Origin of the sequence: Xanthomonas prunicola, from assembly GCF_002846205.1 — a bacterium.
Classification (GTDB): Bacteria; Pseudomonadota; Gammaproteobacteria; order Xanthomonadales; family Xanthomonadaceae; genus Xanthomonas; species Xanthomonas prunicola.
Genome location: NZ_PHKV01000003.1, coordinates 394,892 through 420,719, shown reverse-complemented (window position 1 = coordinate 420,719; position 25,828 = coordinate 394,892). Strand labels below are relative to the sequence as shown.

Genomic DNA, 25,828 nt, shown 5'->3' with positions numbered 1-25,828 from the left:
GCGTGGTGGTCGCGCAGTCGGTTCGTTACCTGCTCCCAGGGCGACACGCCTGCGATGGCGGGCTCATTGCAGCTTGAGCATCACCACCGAGTGCGCAGGCAGCGCGACCGTCAACACCGTCGCTTGCAGACGGGCACCGTTGAACGTCTTCGGCTCGACGACGCGTGGTTGCGCAAAGGTGTTGTGTGCAGTGATCGCCGGCGCGGTCAAAATCTGCCCATCGACACGGCGTGCAGACAGCCCTTGCACGTCCACGCTGACGGAGGCGGGCATGCTTGCATCCAGGTTGGTCAGCGCAACATACACATTCCCGTCCTTCGCCTTGACCGCCGAGCCGTGCACTGCGGGCACATGCGTGTCGCCATGACGGTACTCCGGTGTTTGCAATTGCATCGGCAAGTGGGTGGCGTCCTGGTAGGGCTTGTACAGTGCAAACACGTGATAGGTCGGCGTCAGCACCATTTTGTCGCCATCGGTGAGGATCATCGCCTGCAGCACGTTGACCATCTGTGCGATGTTGGCCATGCGCACGCGCTCGGCATGCTGGCTGAAGATGTCCAGGTTGAGGGAGGCCACCAGCGCGTCGCGCAGGCTGTTCTGCTGCTGCAGGAAGCCAGGATTGGTGCCGGGCAACGGCGCGTACCACGTGCCCCATTCGTCAACGACCAAGGCCACTTTCTTGGCTGGGTCGTATTTGTCCATGATCGCGCTGTGCTTGGTGATCAGCTCGTCCATCACCAGCGTGCGCGACAGCGTCTGGATCCATGCGGCTTCGTCGAACGTGGTCGAAGAGGCACGCGGCGGCCAGCCCCCGGGAATGGTGTAGTAATGCATGCTCAGCCCATCCATGAACTTGGTGGCTTCGCGCATCATCACCTCGGTCCAGTGGTAGTCGTCATCGCTCGGGCCAGGAGCGATCTTGAGGATCTTCTGGGTGGCTGGCGACTTGACGAAGGTCTGGTAGCGACGGAACACATCGGCCGCGTACTCCGCGCGCATATTGCCGCCGCAGCCCCACAACTCGTTGCCCACGCCGAAATAGGGGACCTGCCAGGGCGCGTCGCGGCCATTGGCGCGGCGCTCGTTGGCCAGACTCGAGCGTGTCGGCGCGGTCATGTATTCGGCCCACTGCGCGATCTCTTCCGGCGCAGCATCGCCCACGTTGCCAGCGATATAGGCCTGGGTGCCGAGCAATTCGGTGAAATCCATAAACTCGTGCGTGCCAAAACGATTGGACTCTTCCACGCCGCCCCAATGCGTGTTGACCCTGATCGGGCGCCTGGCCGGCGTGCCCACGCCATCGCGCCAATGGTATTCATCGGCGAAGCAGCCGCCGGGCCAGCGGATGTTGGGCACGGCGATGGCTTTCAATGCGGCGACCACGTCGTTGCGATAGCCGCGCGTGTTGGGAATCGGCGACTCCTCGCCCACCCACACGCCGCCATAGATGCCGGTGCCCAGATGCTCGGCGAATTGGCCGAACAGTTGTCGCGACACCTGCGCGCCGGGCTGATCCACGCGCAAGGTGCCGCTGACTTTGACGTCGGCAGCCAAGGCGGCTGGCGCGCTGGCAAGTGACGCGGCGACGAAAGCGGCGTTCAACAGCTGCCTGCGCGATGTCCGCAACGCGAGGGAAATCCACTGCATCGGGTCGGTGCTCCTGTGCTGGTCGGTAGTCGGGCGGGTGCTGCTGCGAGGGGCAGCGCGCTGTTAGCGTAGTGCGGGTGATGGCACTTTGTATTGCTGCAGCGCGACCATTGCAGGCGAACGCGGCAGTCGCTGGGCCGCCGTCGTCGCTCGTTAGCCAGGATGTGCGCAGCAGCATGGCCGGCAGCCGCGTCGTGCGGCTATGCTCGCGGGCTTCCCTCATCGGCAGGACGATCCATGCAGCGAGTGTTCGGGCAGTTGCCAGACGGTGTCGAGATTCACGCGCTCACGCTACGCGGCGGGGCCGGTCTCGAGGCGGAAGTGCTCACCTACGGCGGCATCCTGCATACGCTGCAGTTGACCACCGCACAGGCAGTGGTGCCGTTGCTGCTGAACTTGCCGGATCTGCCTGCCTACGCCGCCGATGGCGACAGTCTCAACATCCTGGTGGGCCGCTTCGGCAACCGCATCGCCGGTGCGCGTTATACGCTGGACGGCGTCACCCACGTGCTGGCGGCCAATGAAGGGCGCAACCAGTTGCATGGCGGGCTGCGCGGTTTCGGGCGACGCGTATGGAGCGTGCTGGAGCAGGCGCCCGATTGCGTCGTGCTGGGCTACGACTCACCCGATGGCGAAGAGGGCTACCCCGGCAATCTGCAAGTGCGGGCGAGCCTGCAGCTTCAGGGGCTGAGCCTGCAGCTGGACTTCGAAGCGCACTGCGATGCCACCACTGTGTTGAACCTTACCCATCATCCATATTTCAATCTGTCCGGCGACCCGCAGCTGCGTGCCGCAGCGCAAGTGCTGCGTGTGCCGGCCGATCGCTACCTGCCGGTAGATGTCGAATCGATCCCCACTGGCGAGATCGCGTCGGTGGCCGGTACGCCATTCGATTTCCGCCAGCCTGCTACGCTCGCCGACAACACAGATCTGGCCCATCCACAGATCGTTCTCGGCAAGGGTTACGATCAGTGCCTGGTGCTGGCCGCCGATGCGGACTGCGTTGCCGAGCTGTATTCGCCGCACAGCGGCGTGGCGCTACGCATCCGCAGCGATGCCCCCGCGGTGCAGTTGTATGAAGGCCAACATCTGGACGCACATCATCCGGGACTGGGGCGTGGCGTATGCCTGGAGCCGCAGGACTATCCGGACGCGCCCAATCACGGCAACTTCCCTTCGACGATCCTGCGGCCTGGCGAAACCTACCGCCGCCGCATCAGCTACCACTTCGCCAGTGCGGGGCAGGACCAACCCTGGGACGCCGTGCGTGCCGCGCTGGATGCGTGACGTGAGAGATTCTTTAGGACAAGGAGCTGGCTGGGCTGTGTCGTGCGGGCACGCGCAACCCGATTCCGCTGATTGCGTTGTGAGCTATAAAGTGACGAGCTTTCCGGTCGCCCTCTGCCTGAGGTGCCAGCGGCCTTGGGTGCCCCTAGCGGCCCGTAGAAGATCGAGTCATGGGCGCGCCTGCGCGGCGCTATCACGTCAGCCAGGATGCGCCGAATGCGGGGGGTGCATCTGGCCAACGTCGACTTCGACAGCAGCGACGCCGCTCTGTTCACGCCATGCTTAGCGCGGCCCCAGCACCAGCTCGATCACGAACTTGCTGCCGAAGAACGACAGCACCAGCAGCGCCATCGCGGTGAGCGTCCAATGCACCGCCTTGCTGCCGCGCCAGCCATTGCGCCAGCGGCCGATCAGCAGCGCCCCGAACACGATCCACGACAGGATGCTGAGCACGGTCTTCTGCAGCAGCCGCTGTGCCAGGAAATCCTGCACGAACAACAGGCCGGTCAGCAGGGTCAGGCTCAACAGCACAAAGCCCACCGTGATCGTGCGGAATAGCAGCGTTTCCAGCTCGGTCAACGGCGGCAGTGCGCGCAGCCAGGTGTGGAAATCGCGCCGACGCAGCGCGCGTTCCTGCAGCCACAGCATGATCGCCAGCAGCGCCGCGATGCCCAGCGTGGCGTAGGCCAGCAAGGCCAGCCACGCGTGCAATTCGAGCCGCCAGCCCAGGTCCGAGCTGGGCTCGTGGCCGTAGGCGTGATAGCAGGCCAGCAGAATCGCCGACAGCGGAAACACCACCACGCCCACCGCCGCCATCCGCCCGCGGCCACCAAACACTGCCGTCAGCGCAGCCATGCCCAGCCCGCACAATGACAGCGCCGCGAAGAAATGCATGTCGGGCCCACCAGCGGTGCGCACGGCCACCAGCACGTGGTAACCGGCGTGCAGCACTACCGCGGCCAATGCGGGCGCCAGCCAGCGCGCAGGCGCCTGATTGCCATCGCGCAACACCGCCCGGGTGAGCAGTGCCGTGGCCAGCAGATACAGGGCGAACGCGATGAGAACGATTGTCATCGTAGAAGTTTCGCATATTGGTGGGGCAGGGATTGGGGATTCCAGAATTGGCATTCGGAAAGCGGAAGCCGCGGGTCGCGAGAGAGGTGAGGCGGCGCCTGGCAGCGGAGCGCCCGTGGAGTTGGGTGTGACCTAGCCCCGATTGGGCTAGCGGCTGCTCAGCCAGACCGGCTTGGACGCGTTGCCTAGGCCGGGTAGGGCAGGTTGGCGCGGGCGGCGGCTCGCCGGGGCAGGCCGTCAGCCGGTGCCGCTATAATCGATGCCCGTTTCCCCTTACGCGGTCCCTTGCGCATGTTCGAGTCCCTTACCCAACGTCTCTCCGGCACCATGGAGCGCCTGCGCGGCCGCGGCCGCCTGACCGAGGAGAACATCCGCGAAGCCACCCGTGAAGTGCGCATCGCATTGCTCGAAGCCGACGTGGCGCTGCCGGTGGTGCAGGCGCTGATCGAGCGTATCAAGGTGCGCGCGGTCGGTCAGGAAGTGCTCAAGTCGCTGACCCCGGGCCAGGCGCTGATCAAGATCGTGCGCGACGAGCTGACCGCCGTGATGGGCGCAGCCGCTGCCGACCTCAATCTCAACGTGCCGGCGCCGGCGATCATCCTGATGGCCGGTCTGCAGGGTGCGGGCAAGACCACCACGGTCGGCAAGCTCGCCAAGCACTTGAAGGAAAAGCGCAAGAAGAAGGTCATGGTGGTCTCGGCCGACGTCTATCGCCCGGCCGCGATCGAGCAGCTCAAGACCCTGGCCGAACAGGTCGGCGTGCTGTTCTTCCCCTCCGACGCCGCGCAGAAGCCGGTGGACATCGTGCGCGCCGCCATCAGCGATGCGCGCAAGTCCTTCGCCGACGTGTTGCTGGTCGATACCGCCGGCCGCCTGGCCATCGATGCGGCGATGATGGAGGAGATCAAGGCGCTGCACGCCGCGATCAGCCCCACCGAAACCCTGTTCGTGGTCGATGCGATGACCGGCCAGGACGCGGCCAACACGGCCAAGGCGTTCGGTGAGGCACTGCCGCTGACCGGCGTGGTGTTGACCAAGACCGACGGCGACGCCCGTGGCGGCGCCGCGCTGAGCGTGCGCTACATCACCGGCAAGCCGATCAAGTTCGTCGGTACCGGCGAAAAGACCGACGGCCTGGACGTGTTCCACCCCGACCGTGTGGCCAGCCGCATCCTGGACATGGGCGACGTGCTGTCGCTGGTGGAGCAGGTCGAGCACAGCGTCGACCAGGAAAAGGCCGCCAAGCTCGCCGCCAAGGTCGCCAAGGGCAAGAAGTTCGACCTCAACGACATGAAGGAACAACTCGAGCAGATGCAGAACATGGGCGGCATCCATGGGCTGATGGACAAGCTGCCGGGCATGGGCCAGATCCCGGACAACGTCAAGCAGCAGGTCACCGGCAAGGAAGTGCCGCGCATGATCGCGATCATCAATTCGATGACCAAGAAAGAGCGTCGCAATCCGGCCCTGCTCAACGGCTCGCGCCGCGCCCGCATCGCCCGTGGTTCGGGCATGTTGCCGGCCGACGTCAACAAGCTGATGAAGCAGTACCAGCAGATGGAAAAGATGATGGGCAAACTGGCCGGCGGCGGCATGAAGGGCCTGATGCGCAACATGAAGGGGATGATGGGCGCCATGGGCGGCCGCGGCGGTATGCCGTTCCGGTGAGTCTGACGGGCTGCGCATGTGCGCCGGATGCATCGCGTTGATGCGCGGCGCACTTGCGTGATGCGTGCCTGGGCGTTGCGACCACGCCGAGACGCATCAGTTGGACGGTGCGGTGGTCGATTGAAAATCGCCATGCCAGCCGTTGAAGCGAAGACCTTCCGAGTTAGGTGCCAGGCTGCGCGCCATTGGCCAGATCTTGCCGCAGCCCTGCGGTTTTCGACGCGTGGCGCGCGGGTCGCCTTCGAGATGGACAGATGACCGAAAGCCGGATGTATCCCGCCCAGGACGACGCTGCGATGTTGGCGGCGTATGCCGATGCACGCACGACGTTCAAGTATTTCTGGCGCGAACTGTCGTGGGAATATCGTCGGATCGTGCCGGCGTTGTCCCTGGCAGCGATCAAATTACCGTTTGCCACCGACGCATCGGCGGTTAGTGCGCCTTCGCACGAGCACATGTGGGTATCGGACGTGCAGTTCGACGGCGACCAGTTGTCCGGCAGCCTGCTCAATGACCCGGCATGGATCTCGGGGCTGGCCGCCGGCGACGCTGTCTCTGCGCCGATCGGCGAACTGGAAGACTGGATGTACGTCATCGATGGGCTGGCTTATGGCGGCCATACCATCGACGCGATGCGTCGCACGATGCCGCAGGGCGAACGCGCCGAACACGATGCTGCATGGGGCCTGGGTTTCGGTGGTCCGGGTGCAGTGCGCCTGGTGCCTGCGCGCGTACAGGAGCGCGAAGGCGGCTTGTTGGGCAAGCTGTTCGGCAGCAAGCCGGCTCGGCCCACTGCAGCGGAGCAGGATCCGTCCGAGTGCGAGCATCCGATGAGCGAGAACATGGGCGCCAAGTTCGACGAGGGTCTGCGCGACCAGCCCGACGTGGTGCATTTCCGCGACGATGCCGGTTGGACGCTCCTGCAGCGCGACGCCCTGGCCGGAAATTACCAGCCGGTCTCACTGCTGCTCAAGCACGGCGCGGATGCGTCGCTGCGCACACCCTCGGGAAAAACCGCGCTGGATCTGGCGCGGCAGATGCAGTGGCCCAGGATCGTGCAACTGCTCGAAGGCCATCGCTGAGGTCGTCATGACACACTCGCTCCGGTTGGATGGCCCGTACGCACGCGTCGCCCGCTTCTGCGAGCGCTTCGGCTTGCGCATCCCGCTCCTGCTCAGCCCCATGGCCGGCGCCTGCCCGGTGCCGCTGGCGGCCGCTGTCGCCAATGCCGGCGGTATGGGCGCGATGGGGGCGGTGTTGTCGCAGCCGCAGGACATCGTGGCGTGGATGGCGGCATTTCGCGAGGCCAGCGCAGCACCTGCGCAAGTCAATCTGTGGATTCCCGACCCGGCGCCTGCGCGTGATGCGGCTGCCGAAGCTCGCCTGCGTGCGTTTCTTGCGCAGTGGGGGCCGCAGGTGCCGGAGGCTGCAGGCGATGCAGCGCCTGCCGCTTTCGATGCGCAATTCGATGCCTTGCTCACTGCGCGCCCAGCGGTTGCGTCCTCGATCATGGGTGTATTTCGGTCCGATCAGGTGGCACGTCTAAAAAGTGCTGGCATCGCCTGGTTCGCCTGCGCCACCACCTTGGAGGAAGCGCTGGCGGCGCAGGCGGCAGGCGCCGATGCGGTGGTCGCGCAAGGTGCCGAAGCCGGTGGTCATCGCGGTGCGTTCGATACCGGTCGCGCGGCGCTACAGATGACCGGGCTATTTGCGCTGTTGCCGCGTCTGGTCGATCATCTCGACATCCCGGTCATCGCTGCCGGTGGCATTGCCGATGCGCGTGGCATTGCCGCAGCGCTGACGCTGGGCGCGAGCGCAGTGCAGATCGGCACCGGCTTCCTACGGACGCCCGAAGCGGCGCTGCCAAGCGCCTGGGCCGATGCACTGGCGGCCGCCGAGCCGGAACAGACCCAGCCAACCCGCGCGTTTTCCGGGCGCCTGGGGCGGGCATTGCTCACGCCCTACGTGCGAGCCGCCGCTGCACCGGATGCGCCGCCGCCTGCGCCCTATCCGGTGCAGCGCGGGTTGACCGCAGCGATGCGCCAGGCAGCGGCGCGCGACAACCGGCTGGCAGCGATGCAGGCCTGGGCGGGCCAATCCGCATGGATGGCGCCAGCCCAGCCGGCCGGCGAACTGGTCGCGCAGTGGTGGAGACAGGCGCAGGCGCTGCTATGTCGCTGATCTTCTGCAATGGCGCTCCGGCCAGCGCGCAACAGCTCGGCGCTGCCGCGCTGATCAACTACGGCCACTTCACCACGCTGCAGGTGCGCGACGGCGCCACGCTGGGGCTGGAGCTGCATCTGCAGCGCCTGCAGGAAGGCAGTCGCGCGCTGTTCGGCCAGGAGCTGGAAGCAGACCAGCTGCGGGCGCAGATGCGCGCTGCGCTGCTCGCATCGGCCATGGCCGATGCCAGTCTGCGCGTCACCGTGTTCGCGCCCGACTACGATTTCCGCAACCCGTTGCGCGAGGTCGCACTGGATGTGCTGGTCGCCATCTCGCCGCCGGCCGACATGCCCGCGACCGGGTTGCGCGTGCAGGTGACCGATTACATGCGCGAGCGGCCGGAACTCAAGCATGTCGGCACGTTCCCGCTCCTGCATCTGCGCCGGTTGGCCATGCAGGCCGACCACGACGATGTGGTGCTACAGGACCGGCAGGGCAGGGTGCTGGAGGGCGCATTCTGGAATCTGGGCCTGTGGGAGCGCGGCGGGCTGGTCTGGCCGCAGGGGCCGGCACTGCTGGGGACCCGGCAGCAGTTGCTGCAGTCCGGGCTGAAGACGCTGGGTATCGCCCAGATCAGCCGCCCGGTGGAGCTGGGCGAACTGGAGCGTTTCGACGGCGCATTCGCCTGCAATGCGCGTGGACAGCAGGCCATCGTGGCGCTGGGGCCGGCGCGCTGGGGGCCGCATGCCGCCCAGTTGCCGCTGCTGGAGAGGGCCCTGCAAACCCATGTCTGGCAAGCGATCTGAGCGATCCGGTGTGCTGGCATCGGGTGGCTTGGCTTCGCCGCCGGAGCCCGTTATAATCGCCGGCTTACCGCGCCACTCTGGCGATTGGGCAACTCAGGAAAACGACACCATGGTCAAGATTCGACTGACCCGCGGCGGCGCCAAGAAGCGTCCGTTCTACCACATCATCGTGACCGACGTGCGCAGCGCGCGCGACGGCCGCAACATCGAGCGTCTGGGTTACTACAACCCGGTTGCGCAGGGCGCAGAACCGCGCATTGTGCTGGACATCGCCCGCGTCGACCATTGGGTCGGCAACGGTGCGCAGCTGACCGACAAGGTGCGCAACCTGTATCGCGAAGCCAAGTCCCAGGCCGTCGCGGCCTGATCTTGAGGGCTGGGTGTCGCCACCCGGCCCAGAGTCGACGCAGATGAAGCAGACCGAGCGCCGCATCCTGTTAGGCAGGGTTGTCGGCGCTTTTGGTGTCAAGGGCGAGCTGAAGCTCGAATCCTGGACCGAGCCGCGTAGTGCGATCTTCCGGTACCAACCGTGGATCGTGCGCGCGCCGTCGGGACAGGAGTCTTTGATCAGCGGCGTGCGTGGGCGCGACCAGGGCAAGAATCTGATTGCGGTGTTCCCCGGCGTCACCGACCGTGACACGGTTGAAGCCATGCACGGGACTGAAATCTACGTCGCGCGCAGTGCGCTGCCGCCACCCAGACCCGATGAATATTACTGGGTGGATCTTGAAGAGTTGCAGGTGGAGACCGTCGAGGGCGTCAAGCTCGGCACGGTGTCGCACCTGTTCTCCACTGGGTCCAATGACGTGGTGGTCGTGCGTGGCGATCGCGAGCGCATGATTCCGTTTGTGTTTCCGGATTTCGTCAAATCCGTGGACTTCGAGGCCAATCTGATCGTGGTCGACTGGGATCCGGATTTCTGATCAAAGCGGCGCTTCGGCTCTGCGCTTGCTCTACCCATTCCCCAATCCCGATCCCCGATTCTCCAGTGCGCATCGACGTCATTAGCTTGTTCCCCGAGTTCATCGCGCAATGCGCGGCGTTCGGCGTGGTCGGGCGCGCGCAGGAGCGTGGCTTGCTGGAATTGCAGGGCTGGAATCCGCGTGAGCATGCGCAGGGCAACTACCGCCGCGTGGACGACCGTCCATTCGGTGGCGGGCCCGGCATGGTGATGCTGATCGAGCCATTGCGGGCCTGCCTGGATGCGGCGCAAGCCGCAGACGCGCGGCCGGCACCGGTGATCTACCTCAGTCCGCAGGGGCGCCCGCTCACACAGGAGCTTGCGCGTGAGCTGGCCCAGTTGCCACGCATGGTGCTGCTGTGCGGGCGCTACGAGGGGGTGGACGAGCGCTTCCTGGCGCAGGCGGTGGATATGGAAATCTCCATCGGCGACTACGTGTTGTCCGGAGGCGAGTTGGCCGCTGCGGTGGTGGTGGATGTGGTGGCGCGCTTGCAGGACGGGGTGTTGAACGACGCCGAATCTGCTGCGCAGGACAGTTTCGAAGGGCCGCATGGGCTGCTGGATTGCCCGCACTACAGCCATCCGGCCAGCCACGCATGGGGCGATGTGCCCGATGTGCTGCGTTCGGGCAATCACGCGGCAATTGCGCGCTGGCGCCGGCAGCAGTCGCTGGGCCGGACCTGGTTGCGTCGCCCGGATCTGCTCGACGAGACGGGGCTGGACAAGAACGATCGCCGTCTGCTGGACGAGTTTCGCCGCGAACTCGTCCCGGGCGACGAGAAATAAGGGCTCACCCCTAGCTCTTGCTAGATTGATTGGGGTACAATATGCGGCTTGCTGGCCAGCCTTGCGTCTGGCCCTCTTACGAACCTCGAGCAATCGCCGTGCGGCGACTGCCGGTCCAATATCACCAGACACGCGGTGCCCATCATGAGCAAACTCAACAAGACCATCCTGGCTGACTTCGAAGCCGCCCAGATCCAGCGCAAGCTGCCGGAATTCAACCAGGGCGACACCGTTGTGGTGAACGTCAAGGTGAAGGAAGGCAACCGCGAGCGCGTGCAGGCCTATGAGGGCGTCGTGATCGGGACCAAGAATGCCGGTCTGAACTCCGCTTTCACCGTGCGCAAGATCTCGCACGGCTTCGGCGTCGAGCGCGTATTCCAGACCCACAGCGCCATCATCGATTCGGTCGAAGTGAAGCGCCGCGGTAAGGTGCGCGCCGGCAAGCTGTACTACCTGCGTGGTCTGGAAGGCAAGGCTGCCCGCATCAAGGAAGATCTGGCCGCTGCTGCACAGGCCAAGGCCGCGCGCCAGGCTGCTGCCAAGGCTGAGTAAGTCACACTGGCGGGGTTGCCCCGCCACTGCCAAACAGCCGCCTTCGGGCGGCTGTTTGCGTGTGTGGGAAGGCATGTCCCAGCGGTTCTGACGTGGGGTCGTGCCAATCGCGACTGGCGTTGACGGAGTCTGTGAAGCGAGCGCACGTTCGCGGGCGAGAGCGGTCGGTGTTGTCCGCAGTGCGCTTGGTTTTGCGACGATTCCCGGCACTCGATGCGCGCCAAGTCGACGCTCGCTTGCTATGTGGTTGTTGCCGGTCTGGTTGGATCAACGTCAGAAGACCGTTGTGGATTGCAGGTATTCGTCGCGCCGATACGCAAGACCTCGCTAGCGTCTTTCAGAACCGCACCACGCGCAGATCCTCACGACGAGTTCGAGCTTGGATGGGCGCGTCCTCAGCTGCTGACGCTGGATTGCTAGTCGTGCTCTGGCGCAGGGAGTGCAGCTCCCGGAATCCATTCGCACGCCTGCAGCAACCGCGGCTAACGCTGCGGCGCCTGCGGTAGCGGTTGCTGTGCGCCTGGCACGACGGTGAGCGGGGCCGGGTCGGCGACCGGTGATGCCGGATGCGCTGGTACTTCGGCCGCCGCTGCCAGTTCGGACGGGTGGGTGGGCGTGGCCAGCATGCGTGCCTTGCGCCAGCCGCCCCAGCGGTAATACCCCAGCGACAGCAGCATCGAGCAGGTCGAGCTGATCGGAAAGCTCCACCACACCGCGTCGGCGCCCAGATGCGGCAGCAGGACGTTGGCCAGCGGCACGCGCACGCCCCACAGCGAAAACGCCAGAATCAACAACGGCGGAATCACCGCGCCGGTGGCGCGCACCACACCCGAGACCACGAAGCTGACACCGAACAGCAGGAACGACCAGATCGCGATATGGTTGAGGTGTCGCGCGATCTCCAGCGTGGCGCTGCCTTCGGGCAGGAACAGGGCCAGGGTCCAGCGATCGAACAAGATCAGCAGCACGATCAGCAGGCCCGTCATCAAGAAGTTGGCGGCGATGCCGGTACGCGCGACGGCATCCACGCGCGGCCACAGACCGGCGCCGACGTTCTGGGCGGCCATCGTCGAACAGGCGGCACCCACCGCCATTGCCGGCATTTGCACGTAGTTCCACAGCTGCAGCCCAGCGCCGAACGCAGCAGCGGTTTCGGTACCGAAGCTGTTGACCAGCGACAGCATGGCGATCATCGACAGCGAGATCATCACCATCTGTAAGCCCATCGGTACGCCCTTGACGATCAGAGCGCGCAAGATGGTGGTGTCGATGAGAAACAGGCGCAGGTCGTTCCGGCCCAGCCACAAGACATGGCGTTTTTTGCGCAGATAAATCAGCAGCCCGGCGAGTGCGACGACTTGCGCGATCAACGTGGCCCAGGCCGCACCGGCAATGCCTAGTGCCGGAAACGGGCCGATGCCGAACAACAGCAACGGGTTGAACACGATATCCAGCAGCACCGACAGCAACAAGAAACGGAACGGTGTGCGTGCGTCGCCGGTGCCGCGCAATGCCGCCGACAGGAAAGCAAACAGGTACAGCGTCGGCATCGCCAGGAAAATCACGCGCAGATAGTCTTCCGCCAGCGCTTGCGAGGCAGCCGGCGTGCCCATCGCAGCGAGCAGGTGCGGTGCCAGATACCAGCCGAGCACCGCGATCACGGCCGACAGTCCGCCGAAGAAGCTCGCACTGGTGCCCATGACCTTGCGCGCCTGGGCGATGTCGCGCGCGCCCATCGCCTGGCCGATCAGGATGGTCGAGGCCATGCCGATGCCGAACACCGAGCCAATCAGGAAGAACATGATGCTGTTGGCATTGGCCGCCGCGGTCAGCGCTTCTTCGCCGAGATAGCGGCCGATCCAGATCGCGTTGACCGAGCCGTTGAGCGACTGGGCGATGTTGCCGGCCATGATCGGCAGTGCGAACAACAGCAGGTTCTTGCCGATCGGGCCTTCGGTCAGGACAGCGGATTTGGGCATCGCAGTCGTATCGTGGCGCAGAAGGTGCGCACACTAGCATTGCGCGGGTGAGCCCGGATGCACGGTGCATGCGGCTGCAATGCAACAGGACCGGTGCCAGGATCGGCTGGCCTGGCTGTTGGGGCTGAAGGTAGCCAGCGCAGTGTCGCCGCGCCTCTTCGAGGACGCTTCTGGTTCTAGCCGCTTGAGTTCCGCAGCCACTGCCCAAACATCGGTTTTGGCGCAAACCATCGTCGCCGACCACGCCGGCCGCCACGCCGGCGTTCCGAAAGATCGCAGTGCTTGCGCGCATCCCACGATGTGCTGCGCGAGCCAACGCACGACACGAGACCGCGAGACGCATGAATCTGGAGCAGGAACAGACGACAACGGTCAGGCTGGACGTCTGGCTGTGGGCGGCGCGCTTTTTCAAGACACGCAGCCTGGCCAAGAACGCAGTGGAGACGGGTAAGGTGGATGTCGCCGGGCAGCGTCCCAAGCCATCGCGCACGCTGCGCAGCGGCGAGCAGTTGCGTATCGACCGCGGCGGCGAAATCTTCGAGATCACCGTTGCCGCGCTCAGTGATGTACGCGGCCCGGCGCCGGTCGCACAGGCGCTGTATGTTGAAAGCGATGGTTCGCGCGAAGCCCGCGCGCAATGGCGCCTACAGCGCGCTGCCGAGCGCACTGGCTATCGTGCGCCGGAGGGCAAGCCGGACAAGCGCGCGCGCCGGCTGATCACTGCACTGGGCGATATCGACGCGTTGTAGCGCGCAGCTGCGGTGAGCAAACCTTGCAAACGCAAACGCCCCGATCAGCCGGGGCGTTCGTGTTGCGGTGCTCACTCACATGCGTTGTGCAGCGGCATGTGAGTGAAGGTGCTTATGCCAGATCGAAACGATCCAGCTGCATCACCTTGGTCCAGGCGGCAACGAAGTCGTGCACGAACTTCTCCTGTGCGTCGGCGCTGGCGTAGACCTCGGCCACCGCACGCAGGATGGAGTTGGAGCCGAACACCAGATCCACACGCGTGCCGGTCCAGCGATGTTCGCCGGTGCTGCGATCGCGACCTTCGTACAGATCCTTCGCCTCCGACGTGGGCTTCCACTCGGTGCGCATGTCGAGCAGGTTGGCGAAGAAGTCGTTGCTCAGCACGCCGGGGCGGGTGGTGAACACGCCATGGCTGGAGTCGCCGACATTGGCGCCGAGCACGCGCAGGCCGCCGACCAGCACGGTCAACTCGGGCGCGGTCAGCGTCAGAAGCTGTGCCTTGTCGATCAGCAATGCCTCCGCGGGCACTGCATAGCGTTGCTTGGCGTAGTTGCGGAAGCCATCGGCCACCGGTTCCAGCACGGCGAACGATTCGACATCGGTCTGCTCCTGCGAGGCATCGGTGCGGCCGGGTGCGAACGGCACGGTGACGCTGTGACCAGCGGCCTGTGCGGCATGTTCGACCGCGGCATTACCGGCAAGCACGATCAGGTCGGCCAGCGAGATCTGCTTGCCGCCCGACTGCGCGCCATTGAAGTCGGCCCGGACGCGCTCCAGCGTGCCCAGCACCTGTGCAAGCTGCGCGGGCTGGTTGGCCTGCCAATTCTTCTGCGGTGCCAGACGGATGCGTGCGCCATTGGCGCCGCCACGTTTGTCCGAGCCGCGGAAGGTCGATGCCGATGCCCACGCGGTGGACACCAGCTGCGCCACGCTCAGGCCGGAGTCGAGGATGGTCTGCTTGAGGGCGGCGGCGTCCTGCGCATCAACCAGCGGGTGGTCGACGGCCGGCACCGGGTCCTGCCACAGCAATTCTTCGCTCGGCACCTCGGTCCCCAGGTAACGCGAGCGCGGGCCCATGTCGCGGTGGGTGAGCTTGAACCAGGCACGGGCGAACGCGTCGGCGAACTGGTCGGGGTGTTCGTGGAAGCGACGCGAGATGGCCTCATAGGCTGGGTCGAAACGCAGCGCCAGATCCGTGGTCAGCATGGTCGGCCGATGCTTCTTTGATGCATCGTGGGCGTCGGGAATGATGGCGTCGGCACTCTTGGCCACCCACTGGTGCGCGCCGGCCGGGCTCTTGCTCAGTTCCCACTCGAACTTGAACAGATGGTCGAAGAAGTCGTTGCTCCACTGCGCCGGGGTGGTGGTCCAAGTGACTTCCAGGCCGCTGGTGATGGTGTCGGCACCCTTGCCGCTGCCGTAGCGGTTGTGCCAACCCAGGCCCTGGCTCTCCAACTCGCCGGCTTCCGGTTCGGCACCGACGTTGTCGGCCGGGCCGGCGCCGTGTGTCTTGCCGAAGGTGTGGCCGCCGGCGATCAGCGCCACGGTCTCTTCGTCGTTCATCGCCATGCGTGCGAAGGTGTCGCGAATGTCACGCGCGGCGGCGACCGGGTCGGGCTTGCCGTCCGGGCCTTCCGGATTGACGTAGATCAGGCCCATCTGCACGGCGGCCAGCGGGTTCTCCAGATCGCGGGTGTGCGGCACTTCGCTGTCGTCGTCCTTCACCAGCACGCCGTGCGCTTCGTCCACGCCGGGCGAACCACGCGAATAGCGCTCGTCGCCACCCAGCCACTTGGTTTCGCGGCCCCAGTACAGGTCCTGATCCGGTTCCCAGGTGTCTTCGCGGCCACCGGCAAAGCCGAAGGTCTTGAAGCCCATGCTTTCCAGCGCGACGTTGCCGGTGAGGATCATCAGGTCGGCCCAGGAGATCGCCTGGCCGTACTTCTGCTTGATCGGCCACAGCAGGCGGCGCGCCTTGTCCAGGCTGACATTGTCCGGCCAGCTATTGAGCGGTGCGAAGCGCTGCTGGCCGCGACCGCCGCCGCCACGCCCATCGCCGATGCGGTAGGTGCCGGCGCTATGCCAGGCCATGCGCACGAACAGCGGACCGTAATGGCCGAAGTCGGCCGGCCACCAGTCCTGCGAGTCGGTCATCAGCGCACGCAGTTCCTGCTTGAGCGCGGCCAGATCGATGCGCTTGAACGCCTCGGCATAATTGAAGGTCTGGCCCAGCGGGTTGGACTTGCTCGAATGCTGGCTGAGCAGGTCCACGCGCAACTGCTTGGGCCACCAATCGCGGTTGGTGGTTCCGGTACCGACGACGGCGTGATTGAACGGGCACTTTGCTTCGGTGGTCATGGCTGTACCTGTGTGCGGTGGCACTTGGGGAGCAGCGCGCCCATGCGGCCGGCGCGTGCGAGACGAACAGAGACGTGAAAGAGAGGATTGCGATGCGCAGCGATCTGATTCCTGTTGCGGTGCGCAGCGGTGGGAGGTGGCGGGAAGGACGGCGATCCGGGCGAGCAGGCCAGTCGGCTCTACTGCATCAACGCAGGCACGATAAGCCGTCCTTTCGGTTAGAGGAATTAGAATGATATGACCGCTACGATAGCTTTTAGCTATGGGTCTGCGGCTTCCGCAGCATTCGCGCGTCGATTGCAGCATGCCGCTTTCATTCGATTCAACATCCTGCTTCACATATCTGCGCGTGCAACGCGATCGGCAGCGACAGGAAACGCGCGCAAGCGGCCGGCGTGCGAGGGGCGAGTGAGGATGCTGCACACGGCTGATATCCCTGCGCCACCGGCGGCGAGGGCACGACGCGCGGGCCAAAGTAGCGCGCCGACGCATCGCGTCGGCGCATTTGTTATTTTGTAACATATGCGCCAGGCGTATCTCGCTTGCCCGCTTCACGACGCCGCTAAGAGAAACTCCCATGACTGCCAATGCCGTTGCTGACACTCCCCAAAGCTCTGCCCCCGCACGCACTGCTGCCTATTGCCTGACCGAGGCAGGCAAGGTGCTGCTGCGCTGGGCGGAAACCGTGGGCAGGCGCGATATCGATGCCTTGCTCGCGTTGTACGCGGCCGACGCGATCCTGGTGCCCACGCTGTCGGACGATATCCGTGGCCGGTATGAAGACCGACGCACTTATTTCGAGTCCTTCCTGGCGGTCGATGGCTTAAGTTGCGGCGTCACCGTGCAGAAAAAGCGGGTGAGCTCCAAATTAGGCACGGTGGTGATCGGTGGCTTGTATACCTTCGTGTTCGTTCGCAATGGCGTGTCCGAACCAGTGAACGCCCGCTTTTTGTTCACCTTCGAGGAGATCGAGGGGCAGTGGTTGATCACCGGGCACCACTCCTCGCGCGCGTCGGAAGGCGTCTAGGGCGCTGACAAACGACAGCGTTCGCCGCCAGGCGAGCGTGGCCGGCGCCCGGAATGTGCATGCCCCTGCCACCCCGGTTCTGCGCGCACTGTCCACGCCCATTTGGCGTCTGCCCGCTACGGTTTGTTAGCGGCGCCAAGCCGTCTCAGTGCTCCGCTATGCGTCTTGGGCGGAGGACGCGCAATGCAGCGCGCGGCCGTACGCTGGCACGCAGCCTTCTGTAGGCCAGGATGACGCCGGTCATGCTCAGACACCAGCCGATCGCCAGCAAGGTGAGTTGCAACGCCAGTCGCAGCCGCGAATGGGTGCTCAGGCCTGGTAGGCGGGTGGTGTGCAGCGCAAAGTACAACCAGGCATAGGCCTTGCGGCTTGCATCCAGTTGTAGCAGTGGCCGGCCGGTCTGCGCGTCGACGTAGAGCGCTGCGTCCTGCGGCCTTGCCAGTGCAAGGCGCAGGGCATCGTCGGGAATGGCGTCGGCCTCACGGTACAAGGCATCATCGTGTTGCGCGTCGCTATGGTCGGGATCGGCCGCCAGTGGCCATGTCTTGGCCGCCGCGGCGAGAATCGCGGCGCGGCGTGCCTGCGCCGACATGCGCGCTGCGGACAGACCGGACAACGCCAAGGTGGCGCTGGCGACCCCGCCGCCGCGGCCACTTGCCCATGCCTGTCCGCCGACGACGCTGAACGCGATCTCGCCGCTGCGATCCAGTGGCTGGAGTGCGCCGGGTGCGACGCCCGCCAGCGCTTTTTGCAGCGAGGCCGCCGCGTAGCGCTGTACCGCTTGCGGCAACGGCTGCCCACGCGAAAACAGCCGGCCATGATCCATCGACAGCCAGCCGCTGAAGATCCACACCAGCACGATCGCCGCGCCGCCCAGGCCGAGTCCGTGGTGCCAGCGCAGCACGCCACGAAATGCCGACCAGCCCGCCCGCTGGTGCATGCGGATCTGCCATGTCCGATACAGGCCGAGCAAGGTTCCGGACATCGCGCCGATCAAGGCGGCCAGCGCCACCCACCAGACCGTGCGATCCCAGGTGCCGACGTCGTGGCGCAGCACGGTGAAATACAGCCAGTGCGGAATCGCGCCCAGCCAATTCCAGCGCCGTTCGCTGGCGCGGGTGCGCTGCATCACCTCGCCGCTGCGGGCGGACACGTACAGCTCGGTCCCTGCGGCATCGTCCAGCTCGACGCGGTAAAACGGACGCCAGGTATCGAAATGCTGGTGCACGCTCCACTGGTCCACCTGCAGTGGCCCGACCAGCCGGCGCACCCGTGCATGGGCGAAGCGCGTAGCGACCTCGCGTGCCTGTGTGCTGTTCAGCAGGCCGAGCTGGACTCCGCTGTGCGCATCGATGCTGCGCACAGAGATGGCGCCATCGACCACATAGCGCGGCTGCCCGGCGACCGAGATCAAGCGCATGCCGTCGCCGCCGCCGCTGGCCGCCAGGGCCATGGCCGGCGCGATCTTGACCTGTGCCAGCACCAGCGGTTCGCTCCCGGCGCGACGGGCGCTATCGGGCAGGGAGGGGAACGGCACGAACAGCATCACGATGCCGCTGCTGAACCACACCACAAACGCCAGGCACACTGCGACCCCGAACCACCGATGCAGCCATGCCAGATGCGCCCATAGGCGCCGGCTAGAACGTGGCACGCAGGCTAAGCGCGTAACTGCGCGGTTGGCCCAGCATCACCTGTTGGGGATAGGAGATGTCGGCCCACTGCACGTAGCGTTTGTCGAACAGATTGTCTGCACGCAGTGTCAGCGCCACCGATGGGGTCAGCCGATAGGTGGCATAGATATCGGTCAACGCGTAGTGCTCCAGCTGCAACGTGTTGGCGGTATTGCCGTAGCGTTTGCCCACGCCATGCAGGCCGAGCCCGAGTTCCAACGGCAACGCGCCGACCGCATCCAGATGGGTCCAGAGGTTGAAGACGGTGCCCGGAATATTGGGCGGGCGATTGCCGGAGACGTCGTGACCGGTGCTGCTGTCGATGAAGTCGCGGTAGCGGGCGTCGGTGTCAGCCAGATTGGCGTCCACTGCCCATTGTTCGGTGAGTCTGGCCGAGGCCGAAAGGTCCATCCCGCGCGAGGTCTGGGCCCCGATGTTGCTGAGCATGTCCTGGGCCGTCAGGCTCAGGATGTTGTCGCGGCGAATGTCGTACAGCGCCAGGGTGGCACTGGTGCGCTGATCCTTGCTTGAGGCCTTGATGCCGGCTTCGTACTGACGCGATGTGCTGAGTCCGAAGTCTTCGCCGGCATTGACCAGCAAGAGATTGGAACCAGGCGGATCGCTGCCGGTGGTGTAGGAGATGTAGGGCGTCACCGTCGGGGTCAGCGCGTATACCAACCCGACCCGGGCGTTGTTCGGCCGGTAATGCCGCGAAAAGCTGGTGGCGGCCTGAAGCTGGCCGTCCGCGGTGAAGTTGCGACGGTCCAGATCCAGCGAGTCCCAGCGCCCGCCCAGCACCAGTTTCAGCTGTGCATCCAGGTCCAGCGCGTCTTCCACGAACAGCGCGGTATTGGTCCAGCGGGTCGGACTGCGTCGCCGCTGACGCTCGCCGAAGACACCGCTCGGTCCCAGCCTATCGATATCGACACTGTCGCCATCGGGAAAGCCGCGCTCGCGCACGAACTGCATCTGGTTGTAGTCCAGCCCGACCACCAGTCGATTGGCGTGCCCGCTCACCGGCTGGTCGATCGTTACGCTGGTCTGGTTGCCCCACAGATGCTGGCGATGGAAGACGACGAAACGGTCGCGATCGATCCGCCCGTTGCTGGCGTTGTAGGCGTAGCTTTCGGCATTGACCCAACGGCGCGAGGCGTCGAAGGCATAGAGCAGGCTGCGAACGCTGATGGTCTGGTTCGGCGACCAGAGCAGCCAGGCCTGCGGCCACAGCTGGCGCGAGGCGATGTCTGCGTCCACGACGTTGTAGTTGTTACGGCGCAGGGCCGCATCCACCACCAGGCCATCGGAGCTGCGCAGCGCGTCGTGCAGCGGCGCACGTGCAGCGGCGTCGGGTCTCAATGGCGTGCCGAAATAGGTGCTGGGATGGTCGTTGGCGTAGTCCACTGATACTTGCGCGCGCAGCGTGGCGCTGGGTCGCCAGAGCAGCGCGGCACTGACATTGAGCGTGTCCGAGCCGGTGGCGTGCACGAAGCCGTCCGAAGATACCCGGCTGATATCGGCGCGATAGGCCACGCTGTCGTCGAGGCGGCCACCACCGCCAAGTCCTGCTTGCCGGCCACCGAAGCGCGAGACGCCGGCGAGCCCATCGTAGCTGGGCGTGTCGAAGCTCGGTTGCTTGTCGATCACGTTGACCACGCCGCCGATCGCGCCTTGTCCGTAGATCACCGATGCCGGCCCCTTGAGCACTTCCACGCTCTGCAGATTGAAACTGTTCTGCGGGCGTGTGGTCATGCTCGACGGTCCCAGATAAAGCCCGTTGTGCAGCATAGTGATCTGGTCGCCGCTGAAACCGCGCATCGTCAGGGTGGATAGATTGCCTGGCGAGCCGCCGCTGGTGATGCCGGGCAGGGTGGTCACCGCCTGCTCGACGCTCTGCACTCCACGCGCTTGCATGGTGTCGGCATCGATCGCATCGAGTGTGGCCGGTGTCTGTGCCGGCGACAGGCCGAGTCGACCGGCGGTGGGCAGCAGGGGCGTGGGTAGAGACTCTGCCTGGACATTGATCGCGTCCAGCGTACGCGCGTTGGGGTCGTATCCCTGCGCTGCGATGGCGTTGCCCGGGTGCAAGGCTGCTGCCGCTGCGACGCTGAGGAGCCAGGCGGCGGGTAGCGCCGAGGCACGCGGGCTGCGAGAGCGAAGGAACATAGGGACCGTGGGCCTGGAAAGGGAGGATGCGGGTCCGGCGGGCGCGCCGGGTGGAGGAAACGCGACAGGGCACGCCTGCAGCGGCATGCGGTGTATCCAGAACGGACTCATGGCGGCAGCAGGGGCATCCACAGCACCGCGCCGTCGGCGTGCGCGGCCAGCAACCAATGCGGCTCGGGCAGCACCGCCAGCAGCGTCAGCGGCGTGCCACCGGCATGGCGCAGCACATGCCATTGCTGTGGCGTGGTCGCCTCGCCCATCAGGATGCTGCCGTCGCTCTTGCCGGCCAGTACCGTGGCGCGGCCAGTGAGCGTGCACAGTGCACTGACCAGGCTCTGACCATCGTCCTGGAACAATGCCAGCGGCGTGCGCTGCAGCGGTCCGTTCTTGCCGTCGAACGGCCACAGCAAGGCGGCGGTGGCACCACCGCTGGCCAACCACGGCATCGGCTCGATCCAGCTCCACTGCCGCACCTTGCCGGGGTAGCCGGCGATATGCAGCTGCATGCCATCTGCAACGCGCCAGCCATGCACTGCCTGCTCCTGCATGCTGCTCAGCACGTACCGGCCGTCCGGCGACCAGATCACGCCGAGGTGACTGCCACGGCAGGCCAGCGACGCCGCGCTCCACGCGGGGCCATCGCGCGTCCAGAGCGAGAGCCCGCCATAGTGCGCGACCGCCAAGCGCCGGCCGCTGCGATCGAAGGCCATACCGCCCACGCTGGAGGGATGCTCCAGCACCTGGTTGCCGCCAGCGGCATCCCACAGATGCACGCGGCGACCGACCGCGCAGGCTTGCCCGCCTTCGGCGCTGACGGCGACATGCTCGACCCACTGCCCGGGAAAACGCGCCAGCACCTGCATTCCGGCGGCATCGGTGCGTGCGAATACGCCATCGTCGCCACCGCTCAGCAGGCCGCCCGCGTCGTCGGCGGCCAAGGCCAGGATCGCGCCGTCGTGCACCTGCATGCAGTCCGGTGCCTGCTGCCTGGCGAAATGGCGAATGCAGCCGTCGCCCCAGGCCGTCGCCAAGCGCCCGCCACTGACGGCAGCGGCGACCGGAACGGCGTCGATGCGCAAGAACAGGCCGGACGCCGATGCGCATGATGCCTGCTCGGCGGCCTGCGGTTGCAGCGGCGCGCTCATGCCGCCACGCAGGCGCTGAATCCTTCGCGCAGGCGCATGCGCTCCAGGTCCCGACCGATGAACACGAGTTTGGACACGCGCGCCGGTCCCGGCGGCCAGGTGTCCAGAAAGTCGCCATCGGTCAGCATGTGCACGCCCTGGATCACGTAGCGGCGTTGCTCGCCGGCCAGATCCAGGATGCCTTTGCAGCGCAGGATGTCGGTGCCGTGGTCGCGCAGCAGCGCACCGAACCACTGCTGGAAACGCATCGGATCCAGCGGCTGCTGCAGTTGCAACGAGACCGAGCCGATATCCTCCTCGTGCTCGTGGGTCTGCCCTTCGTCGAGGAAATCCGGTTCGATTTCCAGCACGCGCTCGAGCGTGAACGCGGCCAGCCCAAGTACCTCGTCCAGCGGGACCTCGCAGCGCTGGCTGCGCACGATGCGCGCATGGGGATTGATGCTGCGGAGGCGCGCCTGGACCGCGTCCAGCTGCGCGGGCTCGACCAGATCGATCTTGTTGAGTAGCACGACGTCGGCAAAGGCGATCTGCTCGGCTGCCTCGTGCGCCTCGTCCAGGTGCGTGGCGAGGTTGACCGCATCGACGACCGTGACGATCGCATCCAGTCGGGTCCTGGCGGCCACGTCCGGGTCGACGTAGAAGGTCTGCGCCACCGGGGCGGGGTCGGCCATGCCGGTGGTTTCGATCAGGATCGCATCGAAGTCGCGGCGCTTCATCAGTCCGTCGAGAATGCGGATCAGATCGCCGCGGACGGTGCAGCAGATGCAGCCGTTGTTCATTTCGAAGATTTCTTCCTCGGCATTGACCACCAACTCGTTGTCGATGCCGGTCTCGCCGAATTCGTTGATGATCACTGCGTAGCGGTGGCCATGCGGCTCGGTGAGGATGCGGTTCAATAGCGTGGTCTTGCCGGCGCCGAGGAAGCCGGTCAGCACGGTGACGGGGATCTGTGGGGCAGTCATGGGGAACTCCTGGCGGGGTCGAGCGCTTGCACCAGCGCGGTAAGGTTGTGATGCATCAAGTCCAGATAGGTGCTCGCCGGCCCCTGGGGATGCGACAACGCGTCCGAGTACAAGGTGCCGCCGATGCGGATGCCGGTTTCGCGGGCGATCTGCTGCAACAGCCGCGGATCGGTGATGTCTTCGACGAACAGGGCCGCCGCGCCGTCGTGCCGAATCTGCGCGATCAGGCGGGCGACGTCGTGGGCGGATGCTTCGGCTTCGGTGGACACGCCCTGTGGCGCTTCGAAGCGCAGGCCGTAGGTCGCAGCGAAATAGCCGAACGCATCGTGCGAGGTGACGATGGTGCGCCGCTGCGGCGGCAGTGCCGCGATGCTGTGCAGGATCTGCGCATGCAACGCACGCAGCCGCCGTTGGTAGGCCGCCGCATTGGCGCGGTAGATGCCGGCGCCGTTTGGATCTGCGCTGCAGAGCGCGGCGGTAATATTGGTGACGTAGCGCTCCACGTTGGGAACGCTCTGCCACGCATGCGGGTCGAGCGCGGAATGCGCATGGCCCGCGTGCGCACTGGCTGCATCGAAACGGCGCGGGACCACGCCATCGCTGGCCACCACGATCTTGCCGTGGTAGCCGGAGGCGTGGACCAGCCGGTCCAGCCATCCCTCGAAGCCGAGCCCATTGACCACGACCAGATCGCTGCTTCCCAGCGCGCGGGCATCGGCCGGTGTGGGTTGGTAGACATGCGCGTCGCCCTCCGGCCCGACCAGTGTGGTCAATACGACGCGGTCGCCGCCGACTTGGTGGACCAGATCGCCCAGGATCGAGAAGCTGACCACCACGCGCAGCGGCTGGGCGCCTTGCGGACGCGGGGGCGGCTGCCCCCCATCGAGCAGCGCGACGATCGCCGCCAGTACCACCAGCAGGCTGACGCCCAGCAGGACATGCAGGTGCCGGCTCATGGCGATTCTCCTGCGGCATCGCGTGGCGCGCGCGGGTGCGCGTTGGCGGCCAGGCTATCTTCCGGGCCGAGCAGCAGGGACAGCAGGTACAAGGTGCCTGCAGCCAGAATGATGGTTGGGCCGGAGGGCAGGTCGAAGCGATAGGACAACAACAACCCCGTCACCGAGGCCAGCAGCGCCACGGCGAGGGCGATCAGCAGCATCGGTGCCAGGCGCCTGGCCCAGAAGCGCGCGGTCGCGGCAGGCAGGATCATGATACCGACCGCCATCAAGGTGCCCAGTGCCTGGAAGCCGGCCACCAGATTGAGCACCACCAGCGCTAAGAACAGCTGGTGCGTGACCAGACTGCTGCGGCCGACGGTGCGCAGGAACTGCGGGTCCACGCATTCGAGCACCAGTGGGCGATACAGCATGGCCAGCACGATCACGGTGAGCGTTGCGATCGTGCACAGCAGGAGCAGGGCGTCGTCGTCCAGCGCCAGCACGCTACCGAACAGCACGTGCATCAAGTCCACGTTGGAGCCTTTGAGCGAGACCAGCAACACGCCCAACGCCAGCGAGATCAGGTAGAAGGCTGCCAGCGAGGCGTCCTCCTGCAGCCGCGTGGCCCGCGACACCGCGCCGGTCAGTACGGCCACCAGCAGACCGGCGATGCTGCCGCCCAGCGTCATCGCGCCCAGCGACAACCCGCACATCACAAAGCCTACTGCCGCGCCGGGCAGGATCGCATGCGCCATTGCATCGCCGATCAGGCTCATGCGGCGCGCAATCAGAAACACCCCGATCGGGGTGGCGCCGAGTGCAATGGCCGTACATCCCAGCAGCGCGCGCTGCATGAACACATAGTCCAGGAATGGTTGCCAGGGCAGGGTCACAGCATGTTTCCGTGCGTGCGCACCTGTGCGGCCGGGGCCAAGGACGCGGTCAGCGCGTCGGCGGCGGTGCGCGCCTGTTGCAGGGTCTGCACGCTCAGCGCAGTGGCGGTCGGTCCGTGCGCGATCTGGCGGCCGGCGATTAGCAAGGTCTCGGGAAAATACCCCCGCACCATCTCCAGGTCGTGCAGGACCGCCAGCACGGTGCGGCCCTCCTGGTGCCAGCGACGGACCAATGCCAGCAAGTCGATGGTGGTGTGATGGTCGATGGCGGTGAACGGCTCGTCGAGCAGGATCAGGTCCGCGTCCTGCAGCAGAAGCCGTGCGAACAGGGCACGTTGCAGCTGGCCGCCGGACAAGGTGCCGATCGGTTGGCCGCCAAGCGCGCCCAGACCGAGTGCCGACAATGCCTGGCCCAGCTGCGCGGCGTCTGCTGATGTCAGTCCGCGTAGGGCGCCGATGCGGTGCCATAGCCCCATGGCGACGAAGCCGCGCACGTCGATCGGGAACTGCGTATTGAGCGCGGTACGTTGCGGCAACCAGGACACGCGTCTGGCAGCGCATTCGATGCGTCCACCCAGCGGCGTCAGGTCTCCGGCGATGGCGCGCATTAACGTCGTCTTGCCTGCGCCGTTGGGACCGACCAGCGCAGTGAGGCTGCCACGGGCAAGGCGGGTATGCAGATCGTGCAAGGTGACCTCAGTCCCATAGCCCAGACGCAGTGCGTGGAAGGCCAACATGTCAGCGGGTCACCCAGATGTAGCCCAGCCACAACGCGGTTGCGGCCAGCACTGCTACGCCCAGTCGCATGGTCGCGCCGGTCAGCAAGGGATCGGGACAGCGTTTCATCGGCGCGGCGATGCCGTGGCGATCGTGTCGCAAGCGGACGGGCGGCGTGGTTCGAACACGGCAAAGCATCTCGACTGTTATGTAACGATATAACATAACTTAAAAAGGGCGAGCGCAACCACCCTGACTGGGTGGGTGCGGTAGGGGCCA

22 protein-coding genes are annotated in these 25,828 nt (G+C 65.9%); 11 read left to right on the top strand and 11 right to left on the bottom strand.

Annotated features, from left to right (window positions below; all coding sequences use genetic code 11):
• Window positions 1-63: 63 nt before the first annotated feature.
• Window positions 64-1,647: an alpha-N-arabinofuranosidase gene (locus tag XpruCFBP8353_RS11865; protein ID WP_101363425.1), complete on the bottom strand. Its 1,584-nt coding sequence runs from the start codon at window positions 1,645-1,647 to the stop codon at window positions 64-66.
• A gap of 237 nt (window positions 1,648-1,884) precedes the next feature.
• On the opposite strand from XpruCFBP8353_RS11865, the gene XpruCFBP8353_RS11860 reads away from it, so the two are divergent.
• Complete coding sequence (locus XpruCFBP8353_RS11860; protein WP_101363424.1) at window positions 1,885-2,934, top strand: aldose epimerase family protein; 1,050 nt, start codon at window positions 1,885-1,887, stop codon at window positions 2,932-2,934.
• Between the two features lie 282 nt (window positions 2,935-3,216).
• Here XpruCFBP8353_RS11860 and XpruCFBP8353_RS11855 read toward each other — a convergent pair whose 3' ends face one another.
• On the bottom strand, window positions 3,217-4,008 hold the full coding sequence (locus XpruCFBP8353_RS11855; protein ID WP_101363423.1) for a cytochrome C assembly family protein: 792 nt from the start codon (window positions 4,006-4,008) through the stop codon (window positions 3,217-3,219).
• 291 nt (window positions 4,009-4,299) lie between these two features.
• Here XpruCFBP8353_RS11855 and ffh point away from each other — a divergent pair, with 291 nt between their 5' ends.
• The 8 genes from ffh to rplS all read left to right on the top strand — a co-directional run bounded on the left by ffh (window position 4,300) and on the right by rplS (window position 10,944).
• Window positions 4,300-5,676: a signal recognition particle protein gene (gene ffh, locus XpruCFBP8353_RS11850; RefSeq protein ID WP_101363422.1), complete on the top strand. Its 1,377-nt coding sequence runs from the start codon at window positions 4,300-4,302 to the stop codon at window positions 5,674-5,676.
• 254 nt (window positions 5,677-5,930) lie between these two features.
• A complete protein-coding gene (locus XpruCFBP8353_RS11845) occupies window positions 5,931-6,758 on the top strand; it encodes a DUF2314 domain-containing protein (protein ID WP_101363421.1) in 828 nt (275 codons plus the stop codon).
• 7 nt (window positions 6,759-6,765) lie between these two features.
• Window positions 6,766-7,857, top strand: coding sequence for an NAD(P)H-dependent flavin oxidoreductase (locus XpruCFBP8353_RS11840; RefSeq protein ID WP_101363420.1), 1,092 nt, complete (start codon window positions 6,766-6,768; stop codon window positions 7,855-7,857).
• The gene (locus XpruCFBP8353_RS11835; RefSeq protein WP_101363419.1) at window positions 7,848-8,645 is read left to right on the top strand and encodes an aminotransferase class IV family protein; all 798 of its coding nucleotides are present in this window, start codon (window positions 7,848-7,850) and stop codon (window positions 8,643-8,645) included. The genes XpruCFBP8353_RS11840 and XpruCFBP8353_RS11835 overlap by 10 nt, the downstream gene beginning before the upstream one ends.
• A gap of 109 nt (window positions 8,646-8,754) precedes the next feature.
• Window positions 8,755-9,012, top strand: coding sequence for a 30S ribosomal protein S16 (gene rpsP / locus XpruCFBP8353_RS11830; RefSeq protein ID WP_101363418.1), 258 nt, complete (start codon window positions 8,755-8,757; stop codon window positions 9,010-9,012).
• A 43-nt stretch (window positions 9,013-9,055) separates the two neighbouring features.
• Complete coding sequence (gene rimM / locus XpruCFBP8353_RS11825) at window positions 9,056-9,568, top strand: ribosome maturation factor RimM (RefSeq protein ID WP_101363417.1); 513 nt, start codon at window positions 9,056-9,058, stop codon at window positions 9,566-9,568.
• Between the two features lie 65 nt (window positions 9,569-9,633).
• Window positions 9,634-10,392 carry a tRNA (guanosine(37)-N1)-methyltransferase TrmD gene (gene trmD / locus XpruCFBP8353_RS11820; RefSeq protein ID WP_101363416.1) on the top strand — a complete coding sequence of 253 codons (759 nt, stop codon included), beginning with the start codon at window positions 9,634-9,636 and terminating at the stop codon, window positions 10,390-10,392.
• A gap of 144 nt (window positions 10,393-10,536) precedes the next feature.
• On the top strand, window positions 10,537-10,944 hold the full coding sequence (gene rplS / locus XpruCFBP8353_RS11815; RefSeq protein ID WP_005989873.1) for a 50S ribosomal protein L19: 408 nt from the start codon (window positions 10,537-10,539) through the stop codon (window positions 10,942-10,944).
• 482 nt (window positions 10,945-11,426) lie between these two features.
• On the opposite strand, the gene XpruCFBP8353_RS11810 is transcribed toward rplS, so the two are convergent.
• Window positions 11,427-12,923: an MATE family efflux transporter gene (locus XpruCFBP8353_RS11810; RefSeq protein ID WP_101363415.1), complete on the bottom strand. Its 1,497-nt coding sequence runs from the start codon at window positions 12,921-12,923 to the stop codon at window positions 11,427-11,429.
• Between the two features lie 341 nt (window positions 12,924-13,264).
• Here XpruCFBP8353_RS11810 and XpruCFBP8353_RS11805 point away from each other — a divergent pair, with 341 nt between their 5' ends.
• Window positions 13,265-13,672, top strand: coding sequence for an RNA-binding S4 domain-containing protein (locus tag XpruCFBP8353_RS11805; RefSeq protein ID WP_101363414.1), 408 nt, complete (start codon window positions 13,265-13,267; stop codon window positions 13,670-13,672).
• Between the two features lie 112 nt (window positions 13,673-13,784).
• Here XpruCFBP8353_RS11805 and katG read toward each other — a convergent pair whose 3' ends face one another.
• Window positions 13,785-16,031 carry a catalase/peroxidase HPI gene (gene katG / locus XpruCFBP8353_RS11800; RefSeq protein ID WP_101363413.1) on the bottom strand — a complete coding sequence of 749 codons (2,247 nt, stop codon included), beginning with the start codon at window positions 16,029-16,031 and terminating at the stop codon, window positions 13,785-13,787.
• A gap of 577 nt (window positions 16,032-16,608) precedes the next feature.
• On the opposite strand from katG, the gene XpruCFBP8353_RS11795 reads away from it, so the two are divergent.
• Window positions 16,609-17,058: a DUF4440 domain-containing protein gene (locus tag XpruCFBP8353_RS11795; RefSeq protein WP_101363412.1), complete on the top strand. Its 450-nt coding sequence runs from the start codon at window positions 16,609-16,611 to the stop codon at window positions 17,056-17,058.
• Between the two features lie 145 nt (window positions 17,059-17,203).
• On the opposite strand, the gene XpruCFBP8353_RS11790 is transcribed toward XpruCFBP8353_RS11795, so the two are convergent.
• From XpruCFBP8353_RS11790 to XpruCFBP8353_RS11760, 7 genes are all read right to left on the bottom strand, one after another.
• The gene (locus XpruCFBP8353_RS11790; protein WP_243391100.1) at window positions 17,204-18,646 is read right to left on the bottom strand and encodes a hypothetical protein; all 1,443 of its coding nucleotides are present in this window, start codon (window positions 18,644-18,646) and stop codon (window positions 17,204-17,206) included.
• A gap of 52 nt (window positions 18,647-18,698) precedes the next feature.
• The gene (locus tag XpruCFBP8353_RS11785; RefSeq protein WP_101363411.1) at window positions 18,699-20,894 is read right to left on the bottom strand and encodes a TonB-dependent receptor; all 2,196 of its coding nucleotides are present in this window, start codon (window positions 20,892-20,894) and stop codon (window positions 18,699-18,701) included.
• Window positions 20,895-21,001: 107 nt separating this feature from the next.
• The gene (locus XpruCFBP8353_RS11780; RefSeq protein WP_101363410.1) at window positions 21,002-22,039 is read right to left on the bottom strand and encodes a WD40 repeat domain-containing protein; all 1,038 of its coding nucleotides are present in this window, start codon (window positions 22,037-22,039) and stop codon (window positions 21,002-21,004) included.
• Entirely contained in the window at window positions 22,036-23,001 is a 966-nt protein-coding gene (locus XpruCFBP8353_RS11775; protein WP_101363409.1) for a CobW family GTP-binding protein, read from the bottom strand. The genes XpruCFBP8353_RS11780 and XpruCFBP8353_RS11775 overlap by 4 nt, the downstream gene beginning before the upstream one ends.
• Window positions 22,998-23,957, bottom strand: a complete 960-nt coding sequence (locus XpruCFBP8353_RS11770) for a metal ABC transporter substrate-binding protein (RefSeq protein WP_101363408.1) — start codon at window positions 23,955-23,957, stop codon at window positions 22,998-23,000. Before XpruCFBP8353_RS11770 ends, XpruCFBP8353_RS11775 begins: the two co-directional genes overlap by 4 nt.
• Window positions 23,954-24,832 carry a metal ABC transporter permease gene (locus XpruCFBP8353_RS11765; RefSeq protein ID WP_243391099.1) on the bottom strand — a complete coding sequence of 293 codons (879 nt, stop codon included), beginning with the start codon at window positions 24,830-24,832 and terminating at the stop codon, window positions 23,954-23,956. The genes XpruCFBP8353_RS11770 and XpruCFBP8353_RS11765 overlap by 4 nt, the downstream gene beginning before the upstream one ends.
• Window positions 24,829-25,569 (bottom strand): metal ABC transporter ATP-binding protein, encoded by a 741-nt coding sequence (locus tag XpruCFBP8353_RS11760; RefSeq protein WP_101363407.1) that lies wholly within the window; start codon window positions 25,567-25,569, stop codon window positions 24,829-24,831. The genes XpruCFBP8353_RS11765 and XpruCFBP8353_RS11760 overlap by 4 nt, the downstream gene beginning before the upstream one ends.
• Window positions 25,570-25,828 lie beyond the last annotated feature (259 nt).